Here is a 25,084-nt window from a genome sequence, read left to right on the forward strand (position 1 = left end):
TTCTCTACAATATCTGAATGATTTATTTTCCTTCCAATATCCGATAAAGTTCATCCAGCTTAGGAGAAAGAATGATTTCAGTACGGCGATTCTGACTTTTCCCTTCAGGTGTTGTATTGGCTGCTTTCGGGAAGTATTCACTACGTCCGGAAGGTGTCAATCTACGGGGATCTACATCGTACTCTTTGGTAAGTAATCGCACAATGGAAGTTGCCCGCATTACACTCAAATCCCAGTTGTCATTAAAAACAGCTGTTTTGATTGGTACATTGTCAGTGTGTCCTTCTATGGTAATCTGTATGTCCGGATTTTTATTAAGTTCTGTAGCCAATTGGCCAAGTGCCTGCTTTCCTTTAGCATCTACATCTGTTTTACCTGATTTAAACAATAATTTATCCGAAAGAGATACATAGACCAAACCATCTTTCAGCGTAATGGACAACTCGTCTGAGTTAAATCCACTGAGAGCACCCTTAATACGATCCAGCAATGCTTTTGAAGCTTCTTCCTTCTTACGGATGGCGTCCTGTAATTCCTGTACCAACTTTTCTCGTTCAGCTAAGGTTGCCTCCTTATCCTGTAGCTCCTTTTCCCTACGATTCAACTCAGTACGCAACTGGTCATTTGTCTTTTGTCGGTTAGCCAGTTGTTCGTTGGCTTGTTTGTATTTGGTTTCCAACTGCTGATAATTGTCCAGCAATCCTTTCAATTCCTGTCGTGCATACTGGAGCTGGTTATTTAACTGACTTGTATCAGACTGTAAGGCAGCAATTTTCTTTAAGGCATCATCCAGTTGCTGTTGTGCTGTTTTTTTCAGTGCAACCTCAGCATCATACTTTTTTTTACCTACCACACATGAACTTACAGATAGGAGCAATGCAATCAGAAAAGAAATTTTTCTAAAATGTACAAACATAGTAAAAGAACAAGGGTTAATGCTTATGCTCACAGATTGTCTGTGCTCTATTCGTTTGAACAGGCTACTGTGATACATACTAAGGTTAATAATGGTTGGAAATTTCGTTTATCTGTTCATGAATACATAAAAGGATCTGAACAACTAGTGCAGAGGTATATCCATACAGGAAAACGAAATTGCATAGATACACATTTTTGAATAGAAATTCTGTTGAAGCAGGTTTGCAGGAAAGAAGAGGCAAAAGTATAGCTGGAGGCAGTGCCCCCAACCATAACCATATCTTAAAACACCGTATTATAGAATAATCCTATTCTATACAAATCTAGATGCCACAAACATAAACCCACAACCTTAAAAAAAGCTTAAAAACAACCTTAAAATTTCCTTAAAATTCTATTTTGACAATACAGATATTTTACAAAAAAAAGAAATACCTCACCCAAACCTGATGATTGGGTTACTTCCCATATGCAGAACATCCAGCACATATGGTTTATAATTTTTACAAGATGTAGATTGTGCAATGCAGACATTTCTCTATTTTTGCATCTCCTTATGATGCCAACGCACAGTAAGATGCGTTTTTTACATTACTGTATAAAGTTAGAAGAAGAATGAGAGGAAATTGCAGATTTCCTGTGTACACTTTTTTCTGATTATTTATTCGTTAACGCTTAGCCTACCATTATTCAGTCACAGAATACTAAAGCAATAGTCAATAAACAAACCATACATGGTTTATCAGCTTGTGAAATATAGAAGAAATAGAGTATAAATCTGTTTTTCGGAATTTCAGCAACTATCAACCACCATTTTTAATCTAAATAACCCTAATGAAGATTGTAATTAAGTTAGAAACCATTCTAGTCCTGTACCTGCTTGCGATCCTCTGGTCTTGCAAGTCACACTATGCGTTGGTAAGCAGTGATCGAGGGAAGTATTCCATTGACTCACAAGTTCCTGTCGATTCATCTATTGTCAAAACCTACTGGCCCTATAAGGAGCAAATGGATGCAAAGATGAATCAGGTAATCGGACATTGTGCCAAGGAACTGACCAAAAGCTATGACTTACCAGAAACGTTACTGGGCAACTTTTTTTCGGATGCTGTTCTTGCAGAAGGAAAGAAAATAGATCCTTCCATTGATTTTGCGATTCCCAGCACCAAAGGTGGTATGCGTAACAGCCTTCCCAAAGGAGACATTCACTTGTCGAATGTATTTGAGTTAATGCCTTTTGAGAATGAAATGGTTGTACTGAAACTAAAAGGCTCAGATGTGGAAGAACTGTTAAACTTTATTGCCCGTTCGGGAGGGCAACCTGTAGCAGGTCTTCGAATGACAATCGAATCTCAAAAACCTGTTAATCCACTAATTAATGGACAGTCATTTGACAAGAACAGAACCTATTTGATACTAACATCTGACTATGTTGCCAATGGTGGTGATCATGTGGGTGGATTTAAAGATCCGCTTGAAAGAAGATCCTTAGGGCTAAAAATACGTGATGCCCTGATTAATTATATTAAAACAACCACTGACGCAGGTAAAGATATTAATGCAGAACTCGATGGAAGAATCACAAAAATTTGACAGAAGAAAATTCCTGAAAGCAGCAGGGGTTGCAGCAGCCTCTCTTGCCTTTAGTACACAGTCATTAGAAGCTCTTGCGAAAGAAGGAGATCTACACAAACTTACCATTTTGCATACCAATGATGTTCATAGCCGCATTGAACCTTTCCCTATGGATGGATCACGTAACCAGGGTTTGGGTGGGGTTGCCAGAAGAGCCGCGCTGATAAAAAAAATCCGGGAAGAACAGAAAAATGTATTGCTTCTGGATGCAGGTGATATTTTCCAGGGTACACCCTACTTTAATATGTTCAATGGTGAACTGGAAATGCGTATGATGACGGATATGGGGTATGATGCAGCCACTATGGGCAATCATGATTTTGATAATGGAATGGAAGGTTTTTATAAACAATTGCCTCATGCCAAATTCCCGATTCTGGTCAGCAACTACGATTTCTCTAATACCATTCTTAAAAGCTCAACCCAACCTTATAAGATCTTTAAGAAGGATGGATTGAAGATAGGAGTTTTTGGTCTGGGTATTGAACTGGCAGGATTGGTGGAAAAGAAAAATTATGGAGAAACCATCTATATTGACCCAATCAAAAAGGGCAATGAGATGGCTGCTATTCTTAAAAATGACCATGCCTGCGATCTGGTGATTTGTTTATCTCACTTAGGGTATAACTACAAAGAGTCAAAAGTATCGGATCAGATCTTAGCCAAAAACACCCGTAACATTGACTTGATCATAGGAGGGCATACGCATACGTTCCTGGACCAGCCTGAAGATGTAAAGAATTTGGATGGACATATTACTACCATCAATCAGGTAGGATGGGCAGGCATTAACTTGGGCCGGATTGATTATTACTTTGAAAAAGGCTCAGCCAAAAAGATTAAAGCCGCCACACAATATCAGATTAATAATCAGTTGCCGGGATAAGTAAAGTTTATTCGATAGTTACTAAAAACCAGAGTTTACGTTTAGTAGGCTCTGGTTTTGTTTTACTAGAGTTTTACCTTCGTTGTTTCTCCTTATTTTAGAGGTATCAATGGATGCAGATAATGAGAGGCATCTTTATGTTTAGCTGTACAGTAACCCTCCAATTTTCAGACCTTATGCAATTACAATTTCCTGCTCTAGAGTTATTAATGATTAGTATATAGAGTTCTGATAAAGTCAAACTTCAGTTATGAAGGAGCCTTTACATTTAAACTCAATTTGATGATTTAGGTATTACGTTTCTCTCTTGGCGCTTTGTGTAAGTTTTTCTTGTATGGCACAAACATATAAGCAAGTGGTTCATTCTGATAGTTTGGTTTTTTCTACCAAGCTGTGGAAAGAAGATACGTTGGGAAAATATGGTTATAGAATTAAAGCTATACAAAAAGGAAAAATTTTAAATAAAATCAAAGACGGAACTATTGAAGAAGTTGAGATATTATTGGGTGATCCTGACTTTTGCTGTGTAGATAATCAAGAACCTGCATATATAGCTTATGTCTATTGCTATGATTTTTTCAGATTTGTAAACAAGAGTAACTATAAATACCAACCGAGGCGTGATTGTGATGCCCCCTTAGATGTAGAGCTTGGATCTAGAGTAGTTATTCTTTTTGATAAAAGGACAAAAAAAGTTTTTGAAATTAGTAAAGCAATAGCCGATTAAACACAAAGCTCTCAGCTTTTTGGATAGGTCGCTCTTTTTTAGATAGCAGCTATAAATTAAACTGTGAAGCTGTTTAGTAAATAGCTCTACTCAAATAACAAAAATATATTTCAGGATACTTATGAACGATGTTCTATTCATTCTGCAATTCTGTATTAAAAAGCTCTTTACTTATTTCGTGTTTATGAGTTATCTTGTGTGTTCAACAGATCATTCCAAAGATTTGCCAGAAGATTGTCCAAACTATGTTGACAATATAACCAAAAGAAAGATTTATACTTTTGTTGACACTATGCCAGAATATCCTGGAGGACAAAGCGAACTCAGTCATTTTTTTACTATGAATTTCACCTATCCCAACGTAAAACAATTTCAGGGTTCTATTTTCATGGAGTTTGTAATAGATACAGATGGATGCGTTTTTAACGAAAGAATAGTCAATAAGGATATAAGGAACTTAACGCTTGTGGATCAGGAAGGTTTGCGAGTACTCAGAAAGATGCCAAACTGGAAGCCAGGCAAATGCAATGGAAAAGCAGTACCTGTCAGAATGATTTTTCCGGTACGGTTTTAAAATATCTCCTAAATACATAGAACAGTTAGAAACTATTCAGTGAGAACGAAGATGAAACAGAAAGTTAATTTAGCAGTGAATCTACCCATTTATATCGTTCTTTATCACAAATCTCCGCAGTCTGAAAACCATATCCCATCTCTGCATCATAATACGCATAACAAATTTCCACTTTGCTTCTAACCAGTTGAATATAAATCAACTTATCCCAACAACGGCTGAATACCCATTCAATATAGTTGTTGTTTAAAATTTTAATGAGTTTTGTAAGATCTGTGTCATTCAAAATGACATTTTCTTTCCCTATTTAAATAGGAGTTTCTGATCTTGTTTTGTTTCTTTTATAATGATATAAACAATAACCCCATTTTCGTCATTGCCAACATCAAAACAGATGGCATCTATGTGGGCTTGAAATCCTACTGACTGCCCATTTGCAAATGAAATGTTGATTCTGTTTACCGAAGCTGTGTCATCTGTAAATACAGTCCCTACCTTTAAGTTCTTATAGGTTCCTTCCAGCAAAAAATCAGTTATGTCAATCACGCTTTATCCAAAATATGTTTCTTTTATCAATATGATAGCTTTCTGAAATTAAAACAATAGTACTACAACATTTGCAATCTACTAAAACATCACCTACCCAAAAGCAAAACAAAATTTTCACATCTTTGCATTTGTGAAAGTATTCGATGACATAATAGGCTATAACAAGTATCTGAATCTGGCAAATCCTCCACATCCACTGATGGATAGCAGAGTCTGTAAGGAGTCTATCCCCAATTTTCCGCAATCGAGCAAAGAGATACAGGTTAATCTGTATAGAATTTCGTTGAAGAAAAACTTTACAGGTGATATTAAATATGGCAGTAAAAAATACAATACAAAAAACGGTCTGCTGTTATTTAGGGAACCTGCGCAGATTGTTTCCTGGGAAAGTCTCACATTCTGGGATGGGTATTCTTTTGTCTTTCATCCAGATCTGATTAGAAAACATCCGGTTGCTCATAAGGTTAAACAATACAAATATTTCAGTTATGAAGTGAAGGATGCATTGTTTCTTACACCAGAGGAAGAAGAAACCATAACCTGGCTATTTACCAAAATACATCAGGAATTGCTTACTCATAAAAGTAATGCCAATCAGGATGTAATCTTATCCTTGCTCAATGTTGTACTTACCTATGCCGAGCTATTCTACGAAAGACAGTTCCGGGAAGTAAGTACTCAATTTATTTCCATCGCGTCCAAAGTGAAGGTGTTATTGCAATCTCATTACAATAACCTGTCACAACCTGTACAAAACATACCTACCGTATCTTCTATTGCTCAGAAACTGCATCTGTCGCCAAACTATCTTACTGATCTGATAAGGTCAGAAACAGGAAAAAGTACTATAGCTCTGATACACGAGTTTGTCACTGAGCAAGCAGAGATCTTATTGCTGCAAACGGATATGAATATCAGCGATATTGCCTATCAGCTTGGTTTTGACAATGTACCCTATTTTTCAAGGTTGTTTAAGAAAGTAAAAGGCGTCTCACCCAACGAAATCCGAAATCAGGGAAAAGGATAAGCAATTCCGTACTTTGTGTTAACTGCCAGCAGGAAGTTGAATTTACTTTTGTCTTATCAAACTAATTCAATCTTCTACTATGATCTTCACAACACAAAAAATAAACCAGGGGTACTGGAAAGTACTGATAGACAACCCTCCTGTCAACATATTTGATGCAGAGTTCTCCAATCAATTACGGGTATTACTAGATCAAATGGAAGCAGATGAAAACCTAAAAGTTGTAGTTTTTGAAAGTGCCAATCCCGATTTCTTTGTTGCTCATGTTGAACTTATTGATATTGCAGCGTTTCCTAAAGGTCCAGGTAAGACAGGACTCTCTATTGCCTGGCCAGATCTCGCCAAACGCCTGGAACAGGCTCTCTTTGTAAGTATTGCCTCTATACGAGGCAGAGCAAGAGGGATAGGCAGCGAGTTTATACAGGCATTCGATATTCGGTTTGCCAGTAGGGAGAAAGCTATTTTTGCACAACCTGAAATTGGTATCGGTGCTTTTCCGGGTGGGGGTGGACTGGAACGCCTGCCGTTACTCATAGGAAGAGCGAAAGCATTAGAAGTAATCATGAGTGGAGATGATTACAATGCAGAAACAGCGGCTTCGTATGGTTGGATTAACCGGGCTATTCCTGATAATGAACTGGATGCGTTTGTAGACAATTTCGCCAAACGTGTTTCTTCCTTTGACAAGCAGGCTATTACTTCAATCAAAGCGACAATAAACCAAAGAGTCACACTTCCGCAAAACGAGCATTTGCAGGAAACACAACAACGTTTCTTTGCTTCACTGGAATGGCCAGAAAGCAGACAACGGGTGAAATCTTTGTTAGAGAAAGGACTGCAGCAATATAGTGATGTGGAGTTAAACCTTGCCAAATATCTGTAAATAAGCGAGCGATCAATATGAATGAGGATATCTGTCGAAATGCTGGTTATAATAAAAAATGACTGGAGTTACAGTCACTGTCAAAAGTGAACAGAACTCCAGTCATTCTGTAAAGTGAACAGAGATCGAATATTTCTGAAAAGCGACTGGTATTCGAATATTTTTTCAAAGTGACCATAGTTCCAGTCAAACGAGAAAGCGACCGGAACTATGGTCAAAACGAAAAGTGATTCGATTTCTGGTCACTTCTTTGTTTGATCAGTCAACAACATACGAAATACTTTTTGAGAGGATTTGACTGGAATTCGAATCATTCACTGGAAATGAACAGAATTCCAGCCATCTCTCTTATGCTGGGAATTCACCTGAAACTTCAAATAAGAGAAGAATAGCTCCTTCTGACAATGCTTCAAAATCTATACTTTCGGTTTCCCATAATGCCAGAGCATCTTTGGCATGCAACAATCTGTCCTGTACTTCAAAAGCTCCGGTAATAACAAAAACATAAATGCCATTACGGTTATCTGTCAATGTATATTCTCCCTTAACACGACCATCGTATTTGCCAATATAGCACAGATAGGGTTTGGTGGTGGCAGTAATCAATGGCAACAACTGATTTATTTCATCTAGGTTAAAGGTGATTTGCTCTGTTGGATCTGCTATATCTGTTGTCCTCCTAGTCAACCACATGTGCAGACAGATCACAGTTTCATCTTTCTCAAATGGATTGATAATCCGATAACTTGTTCCTTCTGATAACGAAGTTACATAGATTTGTCCCGCAGAAATGAAGTTTTCCGTACCCTTACTGTCTTTGTATTCGATCAACCCTGCCAATGGCACAAGTACTACCTCTACTGATTGAGGCACTGTTAGCTCAATACTCTTTTCTGCAGAAAGAATTTCTTCATTCCATAACTGAAGCACACCAAAAGGTTTCCGGTGTTCATTTTGATATTCACCAAAATTGAAGGTAACATAACTTTTCTGGCCTTCTGAACTCAGGAAGCCCCGTTGTTCGGCCAGATGGATCACGGCCTTATTTTGTACAATCATGTTGTATGTAGTTGGAGTGCAAACAATAGAAGAATCTATCTGTGTGGTGCTTTTATAAGCAAACGAATCTTTTACAAAACGCATTGCCCTACTAAACAATAACTCTTGTTACAGTTGATGCTTTCAGCAAAAATACATGAATAATTGGGGAAAGATAGAAAAAACAAAGCCCGGCACTCCCGCCGGGCTTCGGAGCTTAATGCTCTGAGAAAAGCCGCCCTAAATGCTGCTTTTATATTTTTGTATTGCAAAGAAATAATAGAATCGTTTTTTGCACAAGTCAAAAAATACAGATTTTCCTACTTGTGTAATAAGGTATTACCAGGTAATAATATAGGTACAGGTTTCTTTTCCTTCCTGGCGGGTTTCTTTCGTTTGATCAAGGTTAACTTCAGCTATGTAGGAATCTTTTGGTTTAAATTTGCGGAGCATTGTTGTGATAATACCTCTGTCAAACTCGCTGGGGTATGGGTTATGACACACCATAATTGCTTCTCTTTTAGCAGCATCAAAGCTTGTAAGTTTGTAGCTCCCAATTTCTCCCCCACGGTGATTCATATGATACGCAATATCAATACTGTTTAATGCCTTTTCCAAAGAGTCTATTTCAGGAGGAAACAGTGCATTTTCTGGAATGGCCTTTCCAATAACAAAAAGTGTAGGATCTCCCAGATGCTTACTAATATCGCGAAATGCATTCAACCACTTCTCCTGACTATACCATTGATCAGGTTGTATATTGCCTAGTCCATGTTTTTCCAGGATGCCCCATCGGGTATCTCTTCCTGCATGAAGGGCATATACTACTGCAAGAATGGTTTGTCCGTTTACTTCTACACCTTTTTCAAAAGGAACAAATTGAGTCATAGCCTTATGGATAATTAAAGGAGTCATTGACCTCTCCATATAGAGATCACACTCATAAATACTAAAGTTCTTAAAAGATATACAACTCTGCTGACGACTATAACCTGTGAAGTAACTTACACTTGTTAGTTCGGGTAGAAAAAATACTACTAACTTTTATTATGATTCATAAAATAAGGAATAAAATTACAAACAAAGAACTTCCAGACAACAGTTTATAGAAGTATACCTTCAATCTGCTTCTTTTAGATAAACAAAACGGAGGCTAAAAGTAACCCGACAGTTACCTATGGCCTCCGTTTATACAGTTCTTCTTTTCGAATATACTTAAGCCTTCAAAGTTATTATAACTTCTTTAGACCTTTTATCTCTCCTGATGTCCCTTCTTTTATACTCACTGCCACCCCACCACTGGAAGCAAGTACCTGCTTTAATACACTGGAAGAGGAAACCAATACCTTACGAATGGTGTAACTCTGGGGCTTCTTATCATAGCTAGCATCTGTACCATCGGCATAGATAGTCGCTATATAGGATTTTCCTTTCGGCAGGAAGCTAAATGAAATAGTAGCTGTACGGCGGTTCTCATCTGTAATGCCACCCACATACCATTCCTGTTTTCCTTTGGCTTTACGGGCTATGGTTATATAATCCCCCGGTTCCGCTTCCAATACATAGGTATCATCCCAGTCTACAGCTACATCTTTAATAAACTGAAAGGCATCTGGAAAACGGGCATAGTTTTCAGGCATATCAGCTGCCATCTGTAACGGACTGTACATAGTTACATAATAAGCTAGTTGCTTGACCAATGTTGTATTGACACGTTGTTTGCTTCCTGTGCCATAATAAGACAAATCTGTCTGGAAAATACCTGGCGTATAATCCATAGGTCCACCCATTAGTCGTGTAAACGGCAGGATGGTGCCATGTTCAGGAGCAAGTCCAGCCATTGCCTCAAACTCTGTTCCCCGCGCCGATTCCTGTGCAATCCAATTGGGATAGGTACGGTTTAATCCTGTAGGTCGTACCGCTTCGTGACTATTCACCATAATCTTATAGTCAGCAGCCCGATCCGCAACATGAATGTAGTGATTTACCATCCATTGTCCATCATGATGTTCTCCACGAGGGATGATATCTCCTACATAGCCTGTTTTTACAGCATTATATCCATTATCAACCATAAACTGAAAAGCTCTATCCAAACGCCGTTCGTAATTGGTAGCTGCTGCAGATGTCTCATGGTGCATGATTATTTTAATGCCTTTTGAGGCAGCATACTCTCTAAGCATCTTTACATCAAAATCCGGATAAGGGGTAACAAAGTCGAATACCTCTTCCTTCCAGTTTCCAATCCAGTCTTCCCAACCTACATTCCATCCTTCTACCAGTACTGCATCAAACCCATTGGCTGAGGCAAAGTCGATGTATTTCTTTACATTTTCGTTGGTAGCACCATGATGTCCGCTAGGTGGAAAGGCGGCAAAATTATCCGTCAGCTTCACATTGTTTACTGTGCTGTAGGCCCAATTGCTTTTGCCTGCTACAAAATATTCCCACCAAACTCCCATATACTTGACAGGTTTTATCCAGGAAACGTCTTTGTATTTGGTTGGTTCGTTCAGATTAAGAATAAGCCGTGATGCCAGAATGTCTGTTGCCTTATCACTTACCACAATAGTACGCCAGGGAGTCTGAGCATTGGTTTGCATGTAGGCAAGGTTTCCAACAGCGTCAGGAACCAGATGCGTTTTCATTTTTAATGTTGCAGCATCTACTTCTAGGTCCATAGCCGGATAGTTTATTAGTACTGCTTCATGGATATTAATGTACAACCCATCTGCTGATTTCATCATACAGGGTGTTTGTACAGAAGGAGCTTTGATAGGTTGCTGAGCTGTAATCGGAACTGTAGCCTTTTTTTGCAAAGAAGGTATTTCTGCAATCGTAGAAGTAGTATATGGATACTCATTGGTATCATAATCACCTGGAATCCAGAATATTTTATGATTACCAGCGAGATTAAACTCTGTTACCTCATCTTTTACAATAAAATAACTCAATCCTTTCTGCATCGGGAACTCATAACGGAATCCAAGGCCATCGTCAAACAAACGAAAACGGATACGCATAAATCGTCCCTGTTGTGCCTGCTGGGTAAGTGTTACCAGCAACTCATGGTAGTGATTGCGGATTGTTTTTTGCTCACCCAATACAGGGTCCCATGATTCATCAATGGAAGTTGTTTTCACATCAGTTACAGTAAATCCATCCAGAAACGAACCTCCCTGACGAGTAGCCAGTCCAAGTTTGCTGGATTTGATGACAGGTTTGTTTTTAAAGGTCAATTCATAAAACGGTACTCCATTTTCTTTTAGACTAAAGGTTAGACTGAAGTTCTTATTGGGAGAAGTAATCTGTTGTGCTTCTGCCAGACTTATGCTTCCGCACACAAGCATCACAACCAAAAGTCTCTTTATAGAAAGAAAAGAACGACACTGTATTTTGTTAAGTACTTTATCAACAATCATGGATACATAAATGAGAAATGAAACAAAACAGAAATGGTTATCACTTCAAGATAACTATTTCTGAATATATGTTTATTGATTTATTTTCAACACTTTATAACTATATGCAGGCAAGGATATTTGGTTGCTTACAGCTGTACTGGTATTGGTAAATACATCTGTCCAGGCAGTATTCACCAAAGCACCAGGCACAGAATAGGTAACTGCTTTATTACGCAGATTGGCTATTACCAGTATAGTTTCCCCTTCCACATGTTTGGTAAATACACATACATCATCACTACTAAAAGACCGTAATTCGCCCATACGTACTGTGTTACTTGCATTATAAAAAGCAAGCAGCTTTTTGTATTCAGCTACCATGCCATAATCTGCCGTGTTCCAGCTAATCGGTGTTCGGGTAAAGTATTGCAAGCGGGTTGCCTGTCCGATTTCCTGACCATTGTAGATCATAGGCACACCTTTCATATAGGCAGCTACAACAAAAGCCGACATAGATCCTTGTTTTCCGCCAAACAGTTCTAAAGGAGTACCATCACTCAGATTTACGTCATGATTAGTAGTGTAACGCACTACTCTTTGAGTACTTTCCGGAGTAATGGCATATTCAGCTGTATTGACATTTTGCAGCAATGTCACCGAACCCTTCTCTTCAAATACTTTATCAGACATGGTATAGAAGAAGTTAAAACCATACAGCAGATCAAAGCCAGCCTTAAAATGATCATTTCGTCCACCTTCTGCCAATATCAGTAATTTGTGGCTTTGGATGGTTCGTAGTGATTCAATCGCTTCTTTCCAGAAACTATAGGGTACATAATCAGCAGCATCACAACGAAATCCATCCACATTGGCTGTATACACCCAATAGGCCATTGCATCAATCATAGCTTTTCTAAGCTCTGTATTGGTATAGTTTAGCTGAGCGACATCCAACCATCCTGTGCCTGGAGGACTGATCACATTGCCTGCATTATCCTGTTGGTACCAGTCTTTGTGAGCAGTAATCCATTCATTATCCCAGGATGTATGATTGGCAACCCAGTCAAGAATCACTGCCATTCCTTTGCTATGGGCAGCATCTACTAAGGCACGAAGGTCTTCCAGTGTACCAAATTCCGGATTCACAGCCTTGTAATCCTTTATAGAATAGGGAGAGCCTAAACCACCCGCCGAGTTTACCACTCCTACCGGATAGATAGGCATCAGATAAAGAACATTTATCCCTAATGCCTTAACTGAGTCCAAACGGGCTTCCACCCCTTTGAAGGTTCCGGCTTCGCTAAAAGCCCTAAGATTTACCTGATAGATGGCAGCATTCTGACGTTCTGGCACTCCCTGAAAAGGACTTCCATATTGTTTATAGGAGAATGAAGGACCAGGACTATCTTTCTTGCACGCACCAGAAACGGTTATCAGTAGAAAGGCCCAGATAAGTCCTTTAAGCTTGTTATAATTTATCATGAGTAGTATTGGTAAAGTAAGCTACCTCTTTAGAAGTAGCTTACATTTTCAGGATTTGTTAGTTTTTCTGGAGTGTGTACTTGTAGTTACCCGCCTTGTGCAGATCCAGTGTAATCGTATAGTTACCATCATCGGGAACGGTGAACTGTGGTTGATCTACATAAGTTCTCCAGGGATGATTGGCATAGGCAGGCTTTCCATTGGCATCTATACCAAAGTCAAGCTGCCATGCATTGTTTGCCCGAAACTTAAATGATCCGTTGGCTTTCATAGCAGCCGTCACCTTCCAGGTTTGTGTGGCTGCATCATACGTCATGGGTGTATCAGCATCCCAACCACCCGGAGTAGCCGCGCCGATAATTCCCCAGGAAGTTTTCAACAACAGATAACTCATGGTATTCAGGTTTACTGCCAGCAGGTAATAGCCATCCGAAGGAGCTTTGAAGTTACCACCTGCATAGTTGGCTTCCATAATCTTGCTGCCTCCTGCATCTCCATAGGACATCGGTTCCCAGGCAGCCTGTGCATAAAGCTTAAACTCGTTGGTTCCGCCTTGAGGAATGTAAATGTAGCCTTCATAGATACCATCATTGTTTTCAGAAACCAATGTGGGAGCAGCAGTGACATTCCAGCCCTGAAAATCACCTGCTACCCACAAAGCAGAAGGAAACTGTGTTACTTCTGAATAAGGTGTTACGGCCACAACAAGAGCGGAGGAATAAACAGATCTGTCTAATGTAGACTGTACCCGCATCACCAACGTTCCTATCTGATCATCTACTAATCCTAATCCTTTCGCCAAATTGTTGAGGTCACTTCCCAGAAAAGATTTGCTCAGCACATCCTCTCCGGCAGTAACAGTTTTGGCATTAGTCCAGGCAGTGGTTCCGAGAGTATCGCCAGGTACATCAATCTGGACTGTATAGGTTACAGGAGCCTTTACTGGAAAAGATACCTCTGGCCAAGAAATAGTTAGTACAGATTCATTTTTATTTTGCTTATTCAGTACAATATCAGCAGCAGAAATCTGTGGAGTACCAGTGAAAGATACGGGTTTCAAAACGGTTAGTTCAGCATCCTTCTCGCAGGCAGTCCCCCCTATCAATATGGTACAGAATACAAGGAGTATATTTATATATTTTCTCATACGAATAGCTTATTAATAACCAGGGTTCTGTTTTAAAGCAGGATTAGTATTCAATGCATCAGTAGGAATAGGAAACAACTTTCTATGTTCCTCAGAAGCGCCTCTGAAATCATTGGGTTGCAGAAAGGTTCCAAACCGGATCATATCCTGCCTGTGATGTCCTTCCCAGTTGAGTTCCAGTGCCCGTTCGTTGTATATATCTGTCAGCGTTGGGTTAGCTGTAAGTGCATTTAATCCAGCCCGAATCCGCACAGCATCTACTAAAGACTTAGCTTGCAAAGCATTACCCAATCGTACATGGCACTCTGCCTGCATCAATAGAATATCAGCATAGCGGTAAATTGGGAAGTCGTTAGAGGCACCGCCACCATCCATAGGTGTAACAGGATAAAACTTGATATTTCGTACGCCTGCATTGCGATCAGCTCCTGGATTATCCAGAGAAGTTACTTCTGGCGTGTAGGTAACACCTCCAGGCTGAGCCCCTACAAGGAATTGTTTTTTGCGTATATCAGCATCAGAAAATTTCTCATAATAGGACTTGGGAACAATAGTCCCATTCCATCCATTAAAGCCAAACAATGCCAGAGCATGGGGCCCATTAAGAGAACGTATAGTGAAGATATTACGGGAAACTACGTTTGCCTGGACATAGATAGCCAGGATCGTTTCGTCATCAGGCAGTTTGTCGCCAAACAACTCATAATACTGATAGCCCAGCGGACTGGAAGCATTGGCGGTTCCAGGATGAAGAGAAAAACCTCCTTCTGCCAATTTTTCACAAGCCGCCAGACATTCATTCCATTTAGCAGTGCCAGTATACACTTCGGCATTCAGATAAACTTTAGCCAGTAAAGCATAGCCAGCCCATCGGTTAAATCGTCCATAATATTCTCCGCCTTTATTAGTAGACAGTTTGTCTACATTATTGGTTAATTCATCTACTACAAACTGATAGATCTCTGCACGACTAACCTGAGGTAATTTATCGACTGTAATGGTATTCTCTGTATAAAAGGGTACGTTGCCATAATCATCCATCAACAGATAATAGAAAAAGGCACGCAACACTCTTGCTTCTGCAATCTTTGCAGGATCAGCATTGGCATTTTCTAACTGTGCTACAGCCAGATTGGCAGAGAATATAGAACTGTATAGCCAGTTCCAGGTATTGGTAATAATATAGTCAGTAGGTAGCCACTGATGAAGATGGAGACGGGCGAAATCCAGTTGCCAGTCTCCTGTATTTCGATGAGGAATCACCTGCTCGTCAGTAGACATAGTATTCAGATCATACCATCCGTTATCCGCACCAGCATATCCTACACCGCCCCAGTTTCCCCCAATTTTGGCGTATACACCAGCCAGAGCTACATTGGCACCTTCTGCAGATCCATAGAAATCCTTTTCAGAATATTTATCATATACATGTTCATCTACATTGGTACAAGCAGAGAAGAACAGAAAGCTAAAACAGGTAAATAAAAATATCTTTCGCATATTCGTCATTATTTAAAAACTACGTTTAATCCCAAAGCAATGCTTCTTGTACGAGGATAAATTCCATTGTCTCCTCCAAATCCATTTCCACCACTCACATTCAATTCGGGATCAACCCCTGAATAGCGTGTAATTAAGGCAAGGTTGTTTGCAGTCAATGCAATTCGGAGATGATCAATGTATTTGAGGCTGGCAGAACGGATAGTGTACCCTACTGTTATGTTATCCAGTCGGAGATAAGAACCATTTTCCAGCCATAGATCCGAACCATATTGAGTTGTATAGATGCCGTCTGCAACCGCACTCTTCAGTACATTGGCCTTTCCGATGTTCTCCATCAAACTCAGATTTTGACGTAGCCCATTGTAAATCTTGTTTCCACCAGATCCACGCAATACCATAGTAACATCCAGCTTTTTGTGTCTTAGTGTTGGGGTAAATGCATAGGTATGTGTAGGCAATGCATTTCCGGCATATGCTCTGTCAGGACTTCTTACTCCCTGGTCTATAATACCATTGCCATCACGATCCGCTACTGTCTCAGCGTTGTTTTCAGTTTTTCCTGTATGCTGGAGGATAAAGAAGGTTCCAATGGGTTTTCCTTTAATCAGAAACGAATTGGGTCCCCAGGAAACATAGTCAGTATTTAAAGGCACTCCATTGATACTTCCACTCAGTTCCAGTACTTCATTTTTCAGCAATGACACATTGCCTGCCAGGGTTAAAGTAGTATTGTCCGTTTTGATCAGCTGATAGCTTAAACTAACTTCCAGACCTTTGTTTAGGATGCTACCCACATTGGCGATAATTGTTCCATATGGGAAGGGAGGCTGAGGAACAGAATAATTAAAAAGTAAATTATCTGTAGTGGCAGTAAAGGCATCAATAGATCCACTCAAACGACTATCCAATAAGGCAAAGTCAACACCTATGTTGGCTTGTTTACGGGTTTCCCAACGCAGATCTTCATTCACATTTTGTGTGATAGTAAAGTTGGTAATCTGTGATCCACCAAAATAAGTAACTCCGGCAGCACCTACCAATGAAAGCGAGTTTTGCGGATACAATCCCTGCTGATTACCGGTTACTCCATACCCTGCCCTTAGCTTTAACTGATCAAACAGCTTTTGTCCGGCCATGAATGACTCCTGAAGTAACTGCCAGGCAACGGATGCAGATGGAAAATTCCCCCATTTATTATTTTTACCAAATACAGAAGAACCATCTCTACGAAAACTAACTGTAAACAGATACCGATCAGCAAATGAATAATTAACACGTCCCAAAAAAGAAACCAATGTACGATCATTTTTATAGGATGACATATCGCCAGGTTGTACACGAGAGAGATCTCCCAACTGTAAGGCATTGTAAGTGGCAATATCATTTACAAATCCACGTGCCTGCGCATAGTTACCCTGATACGTCTGGTTTTGCCACTCATATACAGCAAGGCCATTTACTATATGCTGCCCAGCCTTTTTCTGGTAATTCAGACTGATATCCATTAATTTTTCATCCTGCCGGTTGTTAGTAATGTTGGCAATGCCTTTGTTATTGATAGCGCTTGCTACAGTAGAAGCAGCAGGTAGAAAATATCCCCAGGTATTATCTGTCTTGCGCCAGCTACCAAACCATCCGGCTGTGAGTCCATCTACAATCTCCAGATCAGCCCGAAGGCTACCAAACAGATTACTATTTTTCCCTTCATTTACTACAGTCTGAGAAATAGCATAGGGATTAAAGTATTCAAACACATTAGGATCTGTGTAATACGAACCATCTGTATTGTAAACCGGATCAGTAGGACGCATCAGGTAAGCATTAGTAATCAGGTTTGTAGAAAATGCAGCTCTGTTTACACTGGATGGACTTCCTGTTGTATTATTGATCGAGTTATTCAGATTGATAGTCAAAGTTAATTTATCATCCAGTGCACGTTGTGTAGCCTGTACCCGAGCAATATACTTTCGGTTGCTGGAATTAAGTACCACCCCATTTTGCAGAATTGCAGTCACGGAAGCTCTGTAGCTAAAAGTAGGCAGACCTCCACCAAACGAAAGTGTATGGTTCTGTGTATTTCCTGTGCGTGTCAGGATATTATACCAATCTGTAGAAGAACCATGATTGGCAGAGGCAGGCACGCCATTTAGTTGAGCTTGTTCCCACCACTCATCCGCACCTAAAACATCTAATTTTCTCGGAATAAAATCAGCAGATGCAGTTGCTGCATATTCTACAGTCGTCTTTCCTTCTTTTCCTTTTTTTGTAGTTACGATAATTACACCAGGAGCACCACGAGATCCATAAATAGCCGTAGCAGAAGCATCCTTAAGTATATCAATGGATTCGATTTCATTGGGTGGAACCTGATTCAACAGATCCATATTTCCCTGAATTCCGTCTACAACAACCAAAGGGTCATTTCCTCCTATCAGTGAAGTGATTCCACGTATCCGAACACTGGGTGCAGAGCCTGGTTCACTACCAGTCTGAGAAACGTTAACTCCGGCAGCACGACCAGCAATCTGTTGCAAAGGATTGGTTACAGCTCCCTGATTCAGGTTTTCAGACGAGATTGTAGCCACTGCTCCTGTAATATCTTTCTTCTGTTGGGTTCCATATCCTACTACAACAATTTCTCCCAATGTTTCGATATTGGGCAACAACTTAACATTGATTGTTGTCTGATTGGCAATATCCAGTTCTTCTGTATTATATCCGACATACGAAATAACCAGTTTGCCTCCCAGATATTCTTTAGGTACGGAAAGTTCATATTTACCATTTACATCTGTAACAGTTCCTATGCGTGCATTCTCTTTTATGCGAATGCTGGCCCCAGGTATTGTTTCTCCATTTTCATTGGTGATAGTACCACTGATTCTGATATCGTTTTGAGCTAGTACCGGGATAGCCGAAAATGTAATCAGAAGTAGAATAGATAAGATTCCAGGGATGTCTCGTCTTCTTCGCCGGGTCTTTCCATCAGGTTCTTCAGATGTTGTACAGCTGGCAAACTGTAACACTAGTAAGAATAAATCCTTCATTATGTAGTAAAGAAAATTTGAATAGTTATATTTTTTAAAGTGTAAGGAAATAGGTATGTCAACACATTTCCAGAATCAGAGTTTAGTTGGCTTAAACTCCATATTCCAGCCCAGTGCTGACATCGTGCATTCTGTCGTAATACATTTGTAAAAGGTAGACGGGTTGGTTATAAAAGTATCTGATGTGACTGATTACATTATTCTCTGGGTGAGATTAAAATCAACGAACATCCGTATCTCAAAGGTCTACAGATAGAGAGGCTAATTCAATTTTAAGATATAGAAAGTAAAAAAATCAGTTAGATAGATTATAACAAAACATTGATAATCTATCACTTACTCAAGTGACAGAAGTAAAAAAAAGTAAAGAAAAAGTAAAGATCTGGGAAGAAAAAACAGGGACTCTGTAAGCTTTTGTCAGTAAAATCAACGAGTGAAAGATACCAGAAAGTAATGTATAAAGTTGTACAAATACAGCTATACAAATTTAACTCTATAGGCAAAGCCTTCTTCCACAATAGGCCTGCGAAGTATAATTTCAGATATCAGAAAGAGTTAACCACTATATAAAACAATGAAAACAAAAGCCAGTAAACTATCTGATTTATATAATCAACATCCTGTTATAGTTATAAAAGCTATACTAGCTATGTATACTATCAGAAGGCTCTGATTTCCATAATCTTTTGTTCAAACTCTTCATTTGATAAAAACGACTTATTTTTCACCTTGGTTTTATAGTTATAAATAGTGCGGATCGAATAGCCTAATATTTTGGCTATTTGTTCAGGATCATGGATTCCCATACGAATTAGGGCAAAAATTCGAAATTCAATACTAAAGGAGCCTTTTTCTTTCGCTGTAAACTCATTCTCTTCTTCAAAATACGAATTAAAAACAGTAATAAAGTTGGGAAATAATGTAACAAATATCTGATCAAAGCTTTGAAACAGGTTTTCTCGTTCCTTTTTCAGATTAACAGAATCTATTACATGATTAATGTCTTCATATTTTTTAGAGAGCAGCTTTCGTTCAACCGACTGTTTGAGTTTTTCCAGTTTATTCAGATAGTCTGAATACATGTTAAACGAATAACCAATATATTCTTCCTTAATTTTATTTGCTTCTATCAGGTGGTCATTGGTTTGTTTTAATATCAAATTTACCTCAGTGAGCTTTTCATTTGCTTCCTGCAAACTTTGATTCGCCTCTGTTACTGTCTTTTTGGCTATCCGTAACTGTTTCAGCTGTTTAAAAATAATAATCGCAAATATGACTACCAATAACGATAGCAATGAAACAATACTGGCATATACAAACAGTTTACTTTTCTGACTTTCTGCTGTAACCAAACGTTCTCCTTCTATAATAGGAAGTATGGTACCTACCTGTGTTTGTCGCTGCCGGGCGCCATAGGCAATAGCATCAGCCAGCGCCCGTTTTATAAATAGATATGCATTTGTTTGATCGCCAGTTTGATAAAGTAGTTCTGCCAGATTCAACAATGCCAGATTCTCCTGTATTGCTGATTGTATATCTGCAATGGCCGCTTTACATAATAGTTCAATAGCCTTAGACGTATTTCCAGTATCTCTGTATACACCAGCTAATGAGGACGCTGTTTTTGCATAATCATGTGAGGAAGGTGGATATTTTCCTAAAACCAGTATAAATTCTCGGATAGCTTCATCGTATTTCTTTTCCTTAAAATATTTCAGTCCACTTAAATAAGCATATTCAGGTTTGCTTGTATCCAAATGTGTTATAGCCGAATCTAAATGCTTATTTCCTTTAATCAAATATGAGCTGGCATAATACTTATCCGCATTGTAAGTAGCCAGATCATGAAAGGCGCGAGCCTGGAGAACATGATATTCTACACTTATACTATCTGGCATATGTTGTATATGCACAGCATTTAATGAATCAAATGCTTCTTTATACATACCAGATGACAAGAGAGTAAAACTGATTTTAAGCTTAGCATATTCTATCTTCACAGGATCATTCAACTGACGAGCTTTTTGTTCAAGCCGTAAAGAATAGGCAAATGCCGAATCGTATTGAAATGACTGGTAATGTGTGTATAACTTGCTGTATAATTTAAATTGTTGTTGTGGAGATATATCCTCCTGTCTGAGTATATCCCGAAGCTGGTTAATCTGATGTTCTTTCTCTCTGATGTAAATTTCTCTTTCCTCTATCTGACGGGTTAATACATAAAGCAAGCTATCAGTAGCAGTAACCGAAAATGCAGAAGTAAACGTGAGACAAAAGAAAAGGGTAAGGCAGACAGACACTATATGGATATCCTTCATAAATAATTCAATTGGTGGCTGTATTAGCAAAGCCAAAAGCCTGACCGAATTGTTCAGATCAGATGGTAAATATACCATTTTGGTTTGTATTTTATTGAGTACTGTAATAACCCCGTAGGAAAAGAGAATGCCTATTCCGTAACTCTTAAGAATAGTTGCGTTACTGAATGTAAGCAATTTGAGAAAAAATCAAACCAATAGTTCAATATAATAAGGTTATGAAACAAAAGAAACAGGAATGAAATTCAGAATTTCATCCCTGTTTCTTTTGATATATTGCAATAGAAAATATGCTAATCTGATTTATTTTCGCTCAAGTCAGGCAAATTGCCTATATTAAAGATATTCAACAATACCCCCAATCAAAGCTGCCATAGGAAAACTGACTACCAGCAATAAAACAAACCAAATCAGTAATCTTTTACCTTCCAAAAATTCTTTCTTAACAAATCGAAATACAGAAAGACTTAATATAATAAAAGACAAAAACCATAACATAGTTAGCGTCACTAAACCAGCTACCATGCCAAATGTAAATCCTCCATGTAATAATAGCATATAGTATTAGTTTACAAATTTGTGAATAGTTGCTCTATAATTTTAATAGTATTCTCACCAATGGGACCAATTTATTCTATGATATATGTATGTATTACTTCTACGCTACATAAATGATACAGATTCTCTATGTTCAACCTGAAAATGTATTATTTATGTACTCTTGATCTGTTTTTATTACAGATATTCCCTTCTTAAAATTTTGTATTACATTTCCCTCAGTATCAGACCTATCATTTACTTTATGTGATTAGGTGGCTGATACTTCTCAAAATCACACGAAAATATCTGAGATAATTTTTGCTCCTCATAGGACATATATCTACACTTTGAATGATTTTTCTCAACATTGAAGCACAAACACAACGATCTCATTATCAACGAATACCTAATCAATTGTCAGACTTACTACCAATGTATATTCAGATAGTATAATACCTTGTAATTCATTGACAGGACATTAATCTCTTCATATATCTGATCCAGAAATAAATATAACTTTCACAGTAGTGGTATATCTTCTGATACAATAAAATACCTTACACAGGTATCAATAGTAGTAGTATTTAAATAATAGAAGGATTGCAAACACTGCGGGCAGGTGTCTTAGCACTTATATAGTATAGTATGGGAAAGTGAGAAGGATAGTATGAACATACTATTGGAGGTTTTTCCAGTTATGTGATGTCCTATTTTATAAGTCACTCAAGCAATGAAATAACAATAGGATGTTAGTACCTAGCATTAGGTATTAACATCCTATTGTTGCTATATTCAGAACCTTGCTTTCTACAAAAGTATCCCTTGTACAAAGCTGATTTCTCTGTTATGATATAACCTTTACTCCCATAAATTCAACTGAGCCTCCGAAGGTCCATCAGGCATAACAACCTGCAGCAGTTTACCAGCTTTTTGTGCCTTCTCAATAGTAGAAGCAGTTCCTTTGCTTTCACCATCCCAGAACGCAATCACACCATCGGCCATCTGTACCATTTCGGTGTTTCGTACATGTGTAGCAGTAGCTTTATGAGTATCATAATCAGGCTTTCGCTCAGTTACTTTGATGCTCCTTCCTCTGGCCCAGTTGGCAGCCATCAGATCTGCACCTATAGCTCCACCATGGATAAGTTCTGTGATGGTATACCGCTCCAGGGTTTGGATCAGTAGTTGTTCATCTGTCCAGTTACGGCTTCCTGTAATGGTTATTCTCATGATTCAGCAGTCTTTCAGCTATGAAAAATTGTTGTACAAACCATATAAAATGGCGTGCAAATATAGTGTAAAATCCGTGATTATTTAGTATATTTATATGGTGGGACATATACAACAAAACCCTTTTTTCACACTAAAACTACAGCTTTCCATCTAATTTTTAGCCGATTACGTTCTCAGTAGGATAAAACAAATAACCGATTTATTCTTTTGAAAAGACCCATATAGGGTCACAAACTAACACTATGAAAATTCTGGATATTACAGACACATTGTATTCTGAAAAGTATGAAGGATTAAGAGTAAAATTCTGGTTTGCTTATTGCCCAGGTGATCAGAATACCTCTCCCTGTGAAGATGTACAAATAGAGGGAATTTATTGTGAAGAGTCTCAGCATGATCTTTCTCCATTTATTGATTGCCATGTTATTCGGGGGTTGGAAGACGAAATCAGTGAGCATTGTCATAGGAATGCAGCCTAATGCATTTTATCATCATTACCAATATCATTTTTTTTCGCGGATATATGAAAATACCTCTGAATGTCAGAGGTATTTTTGCTTATAGCCTGTTTATTTTACAGAGTAACAGCCTCTTTATTATACTTGTTACGGTATTCTACAGGTGATAGTCCGGTAATCTTTTTAAATACTGTACGAAAGGCTTTCATATCAGAGTAGCCTACATCAAACATCAGCTCGTTGACACTTTTCCGGCTAGTTTCAAGATCTTTTTTAACTGCTTCTATTTTTACTCGTTGAATATATTCTACTACTGTGTTGGAAGTAGCCTTCTTGAATCTACGTTCAAAATTACGTCTTCCCAGAGCAAAGGTAGATGTGAGTTGTTCAATAGTGATTTTTTCCTGATAGTTTTGTTCAATAAATTCCTGCGCTTTCCGGATTGGTTCATCAGCATGCTCCTTTTGTCCCTGAAATATAGTAAACGACAATTGATTTTCTCTTTCTATTTCAATGGCAAATACCTTGGCAGAAAGTATAGCAATTTCTTTTCCTGCATATTTTTCAATCAGATGCAGAATAAGGTTCATATAGGAAAAAGCACCACCACTGGAATAAATGCCATATTCGTCTGTAATAATTTTCTCAGTAACAAGTTCTACATCCGGAAACAACTGACGAAACTGATTGGCAGCCAACCAGTGAGTAGCACACTTTCTGCCTTTTAACAAACCTGTAGAAGCTAGCAGAAAAGCTCCCAGACACAAACTTGCAACTTCTGCGCCTTGTGTATATTGCTCTTTAATCCAGGGAATAAAATCCTTGTTCTTTTCCAATGCTTCCTGAATATCGCCATCCAGAGCTGGAATAATAATCAGATCAGTCTTTTTCACATCGCTAAAAGTCATATCTGCATTGGCTGTAAATAATCCGCCACTTAAGGGTGTTTCCTTTGATAACCCCACTAACTGAACATGAAACAAAGGCTTTGCGCCTCTGGCTTTCATAAATGTATTTACTTGTGTAAGTAGCTGGCGAGAACCTTCCAGACTACCCAGAATGGCTCCCTGTGGTACTAATATCGATATGTGTTTCATACAATAAAAATACAAAAAAGCACTATTGAGACCAACTCTTTCTTTCCCAAAGGAAACTTGTTTTATGAGGTTTTACTCTTCTTTTCTTTTTCAATTTATTTTCTCTTTTGTATATAGCCTTCTACGTTTACATTAACTCTTTTTTTGGAATAAATAGCACAAAACATATTGTTACTTTATGCCAAAAACTCTACTACTACTTTTGACTCTACTATCTTATATTACAACAAGTGCATGCGCCAACGAATACCATGTGCTCTTAAATGGTCAAAAAATCGAGACAAGCGGTATAGAAATAGCAAATGGATATGACCTTACGAATCCAGAGCAAATCAAGCAGTTTGAAACAGATTTAATAAAGCTTGACAGTATTTGGAAATATATACATGAGATAAAAGCCTATTCCGATTATGGTGTTACACTTATGTATTTAGGAAGATACAATGAAGCTAAAGATGTATTTACTGCTATAGAAAAGACACATCTTGATTTATACACAACAGCTTCCAATTTAGGAACAGTCTATGAATTGCTTGGAAAGAACGACTCAGCTTACTACTGGATACAGAAAGATATTACACTTAACCCGAAATCACATAATGGCTCAGAATAGTTACA

The 25,084-nt window shown here is 38.4% G+C and carries 22 protein-coding genes; 8 read left to right on the forward strand and 14 right to left on the reverse strand.

Annotated features, from left to right (window positions below; translation table 11 throughout):
• Nucleotides 1-22: 22 nt before the first annotated feature.
• Nucleotides 23-916: an OmpA family protein gene (locus tag QNI22_RS26950; protein WP_314515547.1), complete on the reverse strand. Its 894-nt coding sequence runs from the start codon at nt 914-916 to the stop codon at nt 23-25.
• An 836-nt stretch (nt 917-1,752) separates the two neighbouring features.
• Between QNI22_RS26950 and QNI22_RS26955 the strand changes: the two genes are divergently transcribed.
• The 4 genes from QNI22_RS26955 (at nt 1,753) to QNI22_RS26970 (ending at nt 4,740) form a co-directional block, all read left to right on the forward strand.
• Entirely contained in the window at nt 1,753-2,511 is a 759-nt protein-coding gene (locus tag QNI22_RS26955; protein WP_314515550.1) for a 5'-nucleotidase C-terminal domain-containing protein, read from the forward strand.
• The gene (locus tag QNI22_RS26960; RefSeq protein WP_314515552.1) at nt 2,489-3,439 is read left to right on the forward strand and encodes a metallophosphatase; all 951 of its coding nucleotides are present in this window, start codon (nt 2,489-2,491) and stop codon (nt 3,437-3,439) included. Before QNI22_RS26955 ends, QNI22_RS26960 begins: the two co-directional genes overlap by 23 nt.
• Nucleotides 3,440-3,773: 334 nt before the next feature.
• Nucleotides 3,774-4,166 carry a hypothetical protein gene (locus tag QNI22_RS26965; RefSeq protein WP_314515554.1) on the forward strand — a complete coding sequence of 131 codons (393 nt, stop codon included), beginning with the start codon at nt 3,774-3,776 and terminating at the stop codon, nt 4,164-4,166.
• 121 nt (nt 4,167-4,287) lie between these two features.
• Complete coding sequence (locus tag QNI22_RS26970; protein WP_314515555.1) at nt 4,288-4,740, forward strand: energy transducer TonB; 453 nt, start codon at nt 4,288-4,290, stop codon at nt 4,738-4,740.
• A gap of 64 nt (nt 4,741-4,804) precedes the next feature.
• Here QNI22_RS26970 and QNI22_RS26975 read toward each other — a convergent pair whose 3' ends face one another.
• Both QNI22_RS26975 and QNI22_RS26980 read right to left on the reverse strand, forming a co-directional pair.
• Complete coding sequence (locus QNI22_RS26975; protein ID WP_314515558.1) at nt 4,805-5,026, reverse strand: hypothetical protein; 222 nt, start codon at nt 5,024-5,026, stop codon at nt 4,805-4,807.
• 17 nt (nt 5,027-5,043) lie between these two features.
• The gene (locus QNI22_RS26980) at nt 5,044-5,286 is read right to left on the reverse strand and encodes a hypothetical protein (RefSeq protein ID WP_314515559.1); all 243 of its coding nucleotides are present in this window, start codon (nt 5,284-5,286) and stop codon (nt 5,044-5,046) included.
• Nucleotides 5,287-5,419: 133 nt separating this feature from the next.
• On the opposite strand from QNI22_RS26980, the gene QNI22_RS26985 reads away from it, so the two are divergent.
• Both QNI22_RS26985 and QNI22_RS26990 read left to right on the forward strand, forming a co-directional pair.
• A complete protein-coding gene (locus QNI22_RS26985) occupies nt 5,420-6,316 on the forward strand; it encodes a helix-turn-helix domain-containing protein (RefSeq protein ID WP_314515560.1) in 897 nt (298 codons plus the stop codon).
• Nucleotides 6,317-6,395: 79 nt separating this feature from the next.
• Nucleotides 6,396-7,199, forward strand: coding sequence for an enoyl-CoA hydratase/isomerase family protein (locus QNI22_RS26990; protein WP_314515562.1), 804 nt, complete (start codon nt 6,396-6,398; stop codon nt 7,197-7,199).
• Between the two features lie 348 nt (nt 7,200-7,547).
• Here QNI22_RS26990 and QNI22_RS26995 read toward each other — a convergent pair whose 3' ends face one another.
• The 10 genes from QNI22_RS26995 to QNI22_RS27040 form a co-directional block, all read right to left on the reverse strand.
• On the reverse strand, nt 7,548-8,258 hold the full coding sequence (locus QNI22_RS26995; protein WP_314515564.1) for a pirin family protein: 711 nt from the start codon (nt 8,256-8,258) through the stop codon (nt 7,548-7,550).
• 318 nt (nt 8,259-8,576) lie between these two features.
• Entirely contained in the window at nt 8,577-9,125 is a 549-nt protein-coding gene (locus tag QNI22_RS27000; protein ID WP_314515566.1) for a hypothetical protein, read from the reverse strand.
• Between the two features lie 344 nt (nt 9,126-9,469).
• Nucleotides 9,470-11,659, reverse strand: coding sequence for a glycoside hydrolase family 97 protein (locus QNI22_RS27005; protein WP_314515567.1), 2,190 nt, complete (start codon nt 11,657-11,659; stop codon nt 9,470-9,472).
• A gap of 72 nt (nt 11,660-11,731) precedes the next feature.
• Nucleotides 11,732-13,123: an alpha-amylase family glycosyl hydrolase gene (locus tag QNI22_RS27010; RefSeq protein WP_313986790.1), complete on the reverse strand. Its 1,392-nt coding sequence runs from the start codon at nt 13,121-13,123 to the stop codon at nt 11,732-11,734.
• A 58-nt stretch (nt 13,124-13,181) separates the two neighbouring features.
• On the reverse strand, nt 13,182-14,270 hold the full coding sequence (locus tag QNI22_RS27015) for a SusE domain-containing protein (RefSeq protein WP_314515569.1): 1,089 nt from the start codon (nt 14,268-14,270) through the stop codon (nt 13,182-13,184).
• Between the two features lie 12 nt (nt 14,271-14,282).
• On the reverse strand, nt 14,283-15,770 hold the full coding sequence (locus QNI22_RS27020) for a RagB/SusD family nutrient uptake outer membrane protein (protein WP_314515572.1): 1,488 nt from the start codon (nt 15,768-15,770) through the stop codon (nt 14,283-14,285).
• 8 nt (nt 15,771-15,778) lie between these two features.
• Entirely contained in the window at nt 15,779-18,820 is a 3,042-nt protein-coding gene (locus QNI22_RS27025; protein WP_314515573.1) for a SusC/RagA family TonB-linked outer membrane protein, read from the reverse strand.
• A 659-nt stretch (nt 18,821-19,479) separates the two neighbouring features.
• Nucleotides 19,480-21,138, reverse strand: a complete 1,659-nt coding sequence (locus QNI22_RS27030) for a DUF6377 domain-containing protein (RefSeq protein ID WP_314515576.1) — start codon at nt 21,136-21,138, stop codon at nt 19,480-19,482.
• Nucleotides 21,139-21,474: 336 nt separating this feature from the next.
• Complete coding sequence (locus QNI22_RS27035; RefSeq protein WP_314515577.1) at nt 21,475-21,696, reverse strand: hypothetical protein; 222 nt, start codon at nt 21,694-21,696, stop codon at nt 21,475-21,477.
• 840 nt (nt 21,697-22,536) lie between these two features.
• A complete protein-coding gene (locus QNI22_RS27040; RefSeq protein ID WP_314002998.1) occupies nt 22,537-22,908 on the reverse strand; it encodes a DUF2493 domain-containing protein in 372 nt (123 codons plus the stop codon).
• 245 nt (nt 22,909-23,153) lie between these two features.
• On the opposite strand from QNI22_RS27040, the gene QNI22_RS27045 reads away from it, so the two are divergent.
• A complete protein-coding gene (locus QNI22_RS27045; RefSeq protein ID WP_313986773.1) occupies nt 23,154-23,390 on the forward strand; it encodes a hypothetical protein in 237 nt (78 codons plus the stop codon).
• Between the two features lie 95 nt (nt 23,391-23,485).
• Here QNI22_RS27045 and QNI22_RS27050 read toward each other — a convergent pair whose 3' ends face one another.
• Nucleotides 23,486-24,466 (reverse strand): GlxA family transcriptional regulator, encoded by a 981-nt coding sequence (locus QNI22_RS27050; RefSeq protein WP_313986770.1) that lies wholly within the window; start codon nt 24,464-24,466, stop codon nt 23,486-23,488.
• A gap of 178 nt (nt 24,467-24,644) precedes the next feature.
• Between QNI22_RS27050 and QNI22_RS27055 the strand changes: the two genes are divergently transcribed.
• Nucleotides 24,645-25,079 carry a hypothetical protein gene (locus tag QNI22_RS27055; RefSeq protein WP_314515579.1) on the forward strand — a complete coding sequence of 145 codons (435 nt, stop codon included), beginning with the start codon at nt 24,645-24,647 and terminating at the stop codon, nt 25,077-25,079.
• The last annotated feature ends 5 nt before the right edge of the window (nt 25,080-25,084 follow it).

Origin of the sequence: Xanthocytophaga agilis, assembly GCF_030068605.1 — a bacterium.
In the GTDB taxonomy this organism is placed as follows: Bacteria; Bacteroidota; Bacteroidia; order Cytophagales; family 172606-1; genus Xanthocytophaga; species Xanthocytophaga agilis.